This is a genomic window from Kitasatospora sp. NPDC018058, from assembly GCF_044327205.1.
GTDB lineage: Bacteria > Actinomycetota > Actinomycetes > Streptomycetales > Streptomycetaceae > Kitasatospora.
In genome coordinates this window covers 21,305-27,693 of the sequence record NZ_JBIRFA010000066.1, presented here as the reverse complement: position 1 = coordinate 27,693, position 6,389 = coordinate 21,305, and the positions used below count along the sequence as shown (strand labels likewise).

Sequence of the window (6,389 nt, the reverse complement as noted above, 5' to 3'; positions counted from 1 at the left end):
CGGGGGCGTGGCTCCAGGTCGTGGGCACCTACCTGCGAAGCGGCTCCGAGTACTGACGGCGGTCCGCTCCGGGCGAACCGCAGGCCCTCGGCGGCGGTTCGCCCGGCTGCTCAGCGGTAGCCGGGCGGCGTCCACCGGTCGCGGTTGATCCGCCCCGCCCATACCGTCTTTCCCGGGGGCGGGATCGTCGGCACAGGAGGCCAGGATGCGGCACTACCGATGGGTTCTGGAGACGCAGGACGACGACGGCCACTGGTCCCGGCAGGACGGCACTCCCATGCAGAATCCGCTGGAGTACGACGGGCCGCCCCAGCGGGCGGCCAACCACCTGCGGGAGGTGTTCGTGCGCACGCTCTCCCGGCCTGCTCCCGGCCCCCGGGCGATCAGGATCCGCCTCTGGGACGGGGCCGATGCCGCAGGCCAGCCCCAGGCCGAGGCCGAATGGTCACGCGAGTGACACACCCGGCCCCGCGGCCGTAGCGGGCGGCTCCCGTCCCGCCGACTACGCGGGTGCCGGCCAGGAGGCGGCCCGGCTGTGGGCGACATCCGCCCGCCTGGCGGCCCCACCAGCGCCGTCGGAGGGAGCGGCGGCCGACGGCAGGAAGCCGGAGCGGGACTCCGGCTCTGCCGCACCACCGCCCGTCTCCGCGGCGAGCAGGTCGCTCGCGGTCCGGGTGTCGGCCGGGTCCGCCGCCTCGGACATCAGCCGGGCGGCGTCGACGGCATCCGTCGCCGGCGGGACGACCAGCAGGTTCAGCCGGCGGGGGGCGTACGAGAACACCGCGATCGTGTGCTCGTCCTGCTCGGTGGTGAACCAGCCCGTGTGGACGGTGTGCCCGGTGACCGGGATGCGCGGGGGGATGACGGGCCACTGCGCGGGGTTCACGGTGATCCGGGTGATCCGGCCCCACCGCTCGTCGATTTCGGCGGCCAGGGAGGGGAGTTCGAGAAGAAGATCACGCGAGCGGGGCCACCAGGCTCCGTCCAGTCGGCCGGGCCGCGCGCCCCGGGGCGCAAGGGAGAGCCGTGCGGTGGAATTCCGGGTGGGAGGCGTCGTCGCACGATCGAGCGTCGTGGTCATGATCAAGAACCTGTCTCCGGGCCCGGCCCACGAGGTCGGGTCCGGCATTGCCATTCGCCGGAGACGACGCCAGTATCCGGTGCCGGCATGCGAAGTGCCTTCGGTGATATCCAGGCTACTTTCGGTCCGGCTTGAACCCGGCATGGTCGCGGTCGTCGGGTTTGCCGCCCGGCGCCTACGGCCGGACACCCCGGAACGACGAGGGCACCCCTCCGACACGCCCGTAGCGGACCGCCTGGTCGGCGAACTCCAGGGCCATCTCCTCGGAAACGATCGGACGGGTGCGGTGGATGGCGTCCAGGTAGTCCTGAGTGCTGGGCTGGGTCCGCTCCCCCGTGTCGAGCGTGCGCGGACCGCTCAGCCGAGCAGGAGTTCTGCCGCCGGGGTGTGGTTCCCGGTCGCCGAGGCGCCGGCCATCGCCGAGGCGGCCGTCGCCGGGTTGGTGCCGGGCGGTACCACCAGCAACAGGAAGTGGTCCTGGAACCCCCGGGTGACGCTGATCGTCGCGTCGCTGCCGGCGAACCAGTTGATCCTGATCGTCAGGCCGTTCGCCGCGAGGGACCGTGGTACACCGTCCCAGGCCGTAGTGTCGAGGCCAACCCGGACGATGCGTCCGAAGTGGGCGCCGAGCGCGGTGATCAGGTCCGGCAGTTCGGCGAGGACGTGGTTCGAGCGGGGCCACCAGGCCCCGTCGAAGATCCCGTCCCGCGACATCGTCGGCTCCAGTTCCAGGCGGGGCAGTAGCGGGGTGCCGGGCACCGACCACGGCCCGGAAGAGGAAGGGGTGGGGAAAGAATTCGACATCATGCGAAGCCGCCCGTCCGGTCCGGAAAGGGACCAATCACGACCCAGGGCGACGTCGGCGCTGATGCCGGTGTGCGGAATGTCCTCGGTTGTCTCCCACAGTACTCCGCTGCGGTCTCCCCTGGGCCGCCCGCCACGGGAGTAGGCTCGAAGAGATCCAGGGCATCCCGCATTCCGGTACCCGTTCCCCCGGTGCGGAATGCCTGCCCTCGCGGTGACAGCCCCGCGAAGGCGGCGCACCACGCCGATCCCGCCCGGCGCTCCGCCCGCGTGCTGCGCGGCCGAATCGGCCGAGCGCCGGGGGGGATCTCTGTATCCATTGTCGGTCGCTCTCAGTCGGGTCCTGCGACCACCCTGCGACCATCTTGCCACTCTTGAGTGCCCTGACCTGGGGCGATCCCTTAACGAGGCGACAAGTGCAAGCTGCGGTAGTTGGCTGTTCCTCTGGGCCCGCGGACCATTTCGGAGCCGGCTTCGAGGCTGATTGCAAGTCTCCTCGTTGGCGACCAAGATCAGGTCCAGTCCGTGGTCCGCGATGTCGCGACCAGAATGCGAGTCGGAGCGGTTCCCGGCCTCTTGGCTGATCCACCGCGGCCGCGACGACCAGGTGGTCGAGGCCTGGCTCAGCCACCCAATTGTTGACCTGCTCGTAGTTGACCCAGAAGTCGTGGGCTTGCGGGACGCCAGGTCCCCCGCCGCGTCTATGGTGGTGAGGGACCGGCGAGCGGCAACGGTGGGCGGGTCAGTTGTTGAACGCGGTGGCCACGGCATCTCCGAGCTGATTCAGGACGTCCCGTGAGAGCTGTACCGACCTGGTGAACGAGAAGAAGGCGTGGGTGGCACCCTTGATGGGGAGGTGCGTGACCGGCACGTCGGCGTCGGCGAGCTTCTGCGCGTACCGGTCACCCTGGTCCCGCAGCGGATCGTGTTCGGCGGTGACGATGACGGCGGGAGGAAGCCCGGCCAGCTCGTCGGAGCGCGCCGGCGAGACGCGCAGGTCGGCGCCTTCGTCGGGCGTGTTCAGGTAAAGGCCCCAGAACCATTCGAGCCAGCTGCGGCTCAGCAACGGTCCGGCCATGTTCTCGTACATGGAGGGGCTGTCGTCGAACCGGTCGACCGCCGGGTAGGCCAGTACCTGCAGTGCGATGTGAGGTCCCCCGCGCCGCTGCGCTTCCTGCGCGAGGGCCGCGGCGAGGTTGCCGCCGGCGCTCTCGCCGAACACCGCGATGCTCTGCCCGTCGCCGCCGAAGCTTCCGGCGTTGGCCGCGACCCACGTCAGGGCGGCGTAGGCGTCTTCGATTCCCGCCGGGAAGCGGTGTTCGGGCGCGAGCCGGTAGTCGACGGAGACCACGATCGTGCCGGAGCGGTTGGCCACGATGCGGGCGATGTGGTCCTGGCTGTCCAGGTCTCCGAGGACCCATCCGCCACCGTGAAAGAAGACCGTCACGGGTCGTGGCCCGGAGCGCGGGAGGGTGGCGGGGGCGTAGATGCGGACGGGGACCTCGAGGCCTTCGGCGGCGGCCACGGCGTCGTGCACACTGGCGACGGGCTCGACGTCGCCCGCGAGGGTGGAGAAGTTGCTCACGAGGTCGCGGTTCTCCGCGACCGTTCGACTCTCCGGTGCCGGTTCGCCTCCTTCGGCCAACTTCTCGAGCAGGGCATCGATCTGTGGGTCGAGGGACATGATGGGTACCTTCCTGGAGCTGGCGAGACGACACGGATTGGAATGACTGGTCCAAGCTCCGCAAGGAGTGGAGCAGCGGCTGCGTGATGCGCACGGTGCTGCGCGACCCCGGGCCCGCACGCCACGCGCACGCGCACTCGGATCGGCGAGTGCGAGGCCCCTGCCGGCGGCCACCGCGGGTATCGGCGGGCAGATTCGCAACCCGCTCCGCAAGCACGTCCGCCGTGGGATGAGCCGATTCCTCGGTGCGAGACCGACGGCCGCGGGAAGGGTGGCCATGGGTCGCCGTCCGGCGCTGAATCGCCGGCCCTGGCCGCGCTGTCGTGTCCGGCCTGGATGCGGGCCCGCCGGCGGCGGTGCATGGGGTGCGGGTCAGCGGGCGATCGAGATCGCGAAGGGCGCGAATCCGCTGGACCGGATGACGTGCGGGACGAAGAGGATCGCGGCCTCCGTGGCGCGGGCGGTCTGGATCCGGCCGAGATCAGTGATCCACTCCTTGCGCCAGCCGAGGTCGGTGAGCAGTTCACCAACGGTCTGCTTGGCCTGCGGGTCGTCGCCGGAGAGGAACGCGGTTGGCGCCTGGGTGAGCGTGGCCGGCGCGGTCATCACCGGGAAGAGCATGGTGTTGAGGGTCTTCACGACACGGGTTTCGGGGAGCGCGTCCTGGAGTTGCTCGGCGAGGCTTGAGCCGGGGTAGATCAGGTCGGCGGGCAGTCCGTCCGGTCCGTCGGTGGTGGCGTTGGAGACGTCGACGAGGATCTTGTCGCGCAGTTCCTCGCGCAGGGCGGCGAGCCGCTCCAGCGAGCCGGCTCCCGGGGTGGCGTTGATGACGATCCGGGCTGCCCGGGCGGCGTCGGCGGCGGCGCCCGGCGCGCGGTCCGCCACGGTCACCTCATGCCCTGCCCGGGTGAGGGCTGTGGCCAGGTTGCCGCCGACACGGCCGTTTCCGAGAACTGCGATCGTGGTCATGATGAGGTGGTCCTTTTCGTGTGTGTGTGGGTGGGTTGTGGTGCGCGGTCAGAGCGTGGCGACGGCCTGGGCCTGGACGCCGGGGGCGGCGGCCAGGAAGCTTTCGCTCTGCGGGGTCCAGGGGCGGCCCTGGGCGTCGGCCCGCATGTACGGCGGACCGTTCGCCCCTGGAGGTTGCGGAGCGAGCTAGCTGAAGAACTGATGGACGCGGGAGGCGAACCATTCGGGTTGCGCCAGGTGCGGATAGTGCGTGCGGGTCGGTGTCTGCTCGGTCACGGCCCCGGGGATACGGTCGGTGAGCCATTCGGCATAGTCCCCACCGGGATCGGTTCCGTGCAGGGACAGGTACGGAACGTCGGGCGGGAGACTCGTGGTACGTCGGGACCACGCCGCCAGCGTGTCTGCGTCCCAATCAAGCAGCGGGGTCCAAAACCCGCTGAACACTTCCTGGTCGAGGGCGCGGCGGCGCTCGATATCGGCCACCAGCGCAGGATCCAGCTCGCCGTACAGCTGGGCGAAAACCGTACGAACGAAGTCGGCGAAGCCCTCTCCCCGCACGGCGGCGACTATCTCCGAAGGTAGTGGACCGACCCGCAGCGACTGATCGACATTGACCACGCCACGAGTCGGGTAACGAGCCGCGTAGGCGGTCGCAATCACCCCGCCGAGGGAGTGACCGACGATGAACGGGGATTGGTCCTCGCCCAGGGACTCGATCAGCTGGCGGATGTCCTCCACCGACTCGTCGATCCCGTACGGCCAGACCCGAGATGAGTCACCGTGGCCACGCAGGTCTACGCTCAGCACGCGGAAGTGCTGCCGCAGGTCAACAAGGTTCCAGAAGCGCCGGTTTTCGGTGATGCCGTGGACGGCCACGAGCATCGGTCCCGTGCCGTCGAGGTCGTAGGCCAGCTGGGCGTCGGCCATGGCGTGGTCCTTTTCGTGAGTGCGGGTGGTGGTGCGCGGTCAGCGTGAGAGCGTGGCGACGGCCGGGGTGTGGACGCCGGGTGCGGCGGCCAGGAAGCTCTCGCTCTGCGGGGTCCAGGGGCGGCCCTGGGCGTCGGAGACCTGTCCGCCGGCCTCGGTGACGAGCAGCGCCCCGGGCAGCAGGTCCGCGCGGGCGCCGGCGAACTGCCAGAAGGCGTCGATCCGGCCGGCGGCCACGTTGGTCAGGTGCAGGGTCGCGGGCACGGCAGTGCGGACGACGAGTGCGTCGAAGAGCATCGCGGTGATCGAGGAGCCGACGCGCCGCACGACCTCCTCGTCCTCTTCGGGGCGGGCCTGGCTGGTGGCCACGATGCTCAGACCGAGGTCCGCGGTCCGGGAGACGTGCAGCGGCCGGCCATCGAGGTGGGCGCCCGCGCCGGCGAGCGCGGTGTAGGTCTCGCCGGTCAACGGCAGGTGGACCGTGGTGAGCACCGGCTGGTTCTCACGCACGAGGGTGGCGGTCACCGCCCACTCCGGCAGGGCATGCAGGTGGTTGACGTTGCCTTCGGCCGGATCCACCACCCACCACTCGCCGGGCGGCAGCGCCCCGCCGTCCAGTTCGTCCTCCACCCAGCCGGCGTCCGGGCGCAGGCGCGTGAGGCGGGGGCGCAGGATGTCGAGGGCCGTGTCGTCGTTGACGGCGAGCGCGCGCATCAGCTCTTCGCGGCTCTGGTAGCGGACCACCTCGCCGAAGCGCTCGCGAAGCGCGGAGCCGGCCGCACGCACGGCGATCGAGGTCTGGTCTAGCAGGTCCGCGTCCAAGGCGGCGACATCAGCGGTGTGAAGCTTTTCGGACATGGTGAACTCCCTTTTGCGTAGGCGATGGTGAGGCCGTTTCGGCCGAAATGTGCGCTCTGTTCAGCG

At 70.5% G+C, this 6,389-nt stretch carries 7 protein-coding genes and 1 pseudogene; 1 reads left to right on the top strand and 7 read right to left on the bottom strand.

Going from position 1 to position 6,389, the window contains the following annotated elements:
- Window positions 1-205 precede the first annotated feature (205 nt).
- Window positions 206-457: a hypothetical protein gene (locus ACH4E7_RS42185; RefSeq protein ID WP_396254524.1), complete on the top strand. Its 252-nt coding sequence runs from the start codon at window positions 206-208 to the stop codon at window positions 455-457.
- Window positions 458-502: 45 nt separating this feature from the next.
- Here ACH4E7_RS42185 and ACH4E7_RS42180 read toward each other — a convergent pair whose 3' ends face one another.
- From ACH4E7_RS42180 to ACH4E7_RS42150, 7 genes and pseudogenes are all read right to left on the bottom strand, one after another.
- Window positions 503-1,081: a DUF5994 family protein gene (locus tag ACH4E7_RS42180; RefSeq protein ID WP_396254523.1), complete on the bottom strand. Its 579-nt coding sequence runs from the start codon at window positions 1,079-1,081 to the stop codon at window positions 503-505.
- 357 nt (window positions 1,082-1,438) lie between these two features.
- Window positions 1,439-1,888 (bottom strand): DUF5994 family protein, encoded by a 450-nt coding sequence (locus ACH4E7_RS42175; RefSeq protein WP_396254522.1) that lies wholly within the window; start codon window positions 1,886-1,888, stop codon window positions 1,439-1,441.
- Window positions 1,889-2,627: 739 nt separating this feature from the next.
- Window positions 2,628-3,569, bottom strand: a complete 942-nt coding sequence (locus ACH4E7_RS42170) for an alpha/beta hydrolase (protein WP_396254521.1) — start codon at window positions 3,567-3,569, stop codon at window positions 2,628-2,630.
- A 372-nt stretch (window positions 3,570-3,941) separates the two neighbouring features.
- Complete coding sequence (locus ACH4E7_RS42165) at window positions 3,942-4,538, bottom strand: NADPH-dependent F420 reductase (protein ID WP_396254520.1); 597 nt, start codon at window positions 4,536-4,538, stop codon at window positions 3,942-3,944.
- 48 nt (window positions 4,539-4,586) lie between these two features.
- Window positions 4,587-4,679: pseudogene (locus tag ACH4E7_RS42160) on the bottom strand (3'(2'),5'-bisphosphate nucleotidase CysQ); the annotation flags it as partial.
- Window positions 4,680-4,724: 45 nt separating this feature from the next.
- A complete protein-coding gene (locus ACH4E7_RS42155) occupies window positions 4,725-5,465 on the bottom strand; it encodes an alpha/beta fold hydrolase (RefSeq protein WP_396254519.1) in 741 nt (246 codons plus the stop codon).
- A gap of 39 nt (window positions 5,466-5,504) precedes the next feature.
- Window positions 5,505-6,323 (bottom strand): 3'(2'),5'-bisphosphate nucleotidase CysQ, encoded by an 819-nt coding sequence (locus tag ACH4E7_RS42150; protein WP_396254518.1) that lies wholly within the window; start codon window positions 6,321-6,323, stop codon window positions 5,505-5,507.
- Between the last annotated feature and the right edge of the window lie 66 nt (window positions 6,324-6,389).

What these genes read in the sequence shown, in the direction of transcription:
- ACH4E7_RS42185 (WP_396254524.1), top strand. Translation starts at nt 206, where the DNA reads ATGCGGCACTACCGATGGGTTCTGGAGACGCAGGACGACGACGGCCAC.
- ACH4E7_RS42180 (WP_396254523.1), bottom strand. Translation starts at nt 1,081, where the DNA reads ATGACCACGACGCTCGATCGTGCGACGACGCCTCCCACCCGGAATTCC.
- ACH4E7_RS42175 (WP_396254522.1), bottom strand. Translation starts at nt 1,888, where the DNA reads ATGATGTCGAATTCTTTCCCCACCCCTTCCTCTTCCGGGCCGTGGTCG.
- ACH4E7_RS42170 (WP_396254521.1), bottom strand. Translation starts at nt 3,569, where the DNA reads ATGTCCCTCGACCCACAGATCGATGCCCTGCTCGAGAAGTTGGCCGAA.
- ACH4E7_RS42165 (WP_396254520.1), bottom strand. Translation starts at nt 4,538, where the DNA reads ATGACCACGATCGCAGTTCTCGGAAACGGCCGTGTCGGCGGCAACCTG.
- ACH4E7_RS42155 (WP_396254519.1), bottom strand. Translation starts at nt 5,465, where the DNA reads ATGGCCGACGCCCAGCTGGCCTACGACCTCGACGGCACGGGACCGATG.
- ACH4E7_RS42150 (WP_396254518.1), bottom strand. Translation starts at nt 6,323, where the DNA reads ATGTCCGAAAAGCTTCACACCGCTGATGTCGCCGCCTTGGACGCGGAC.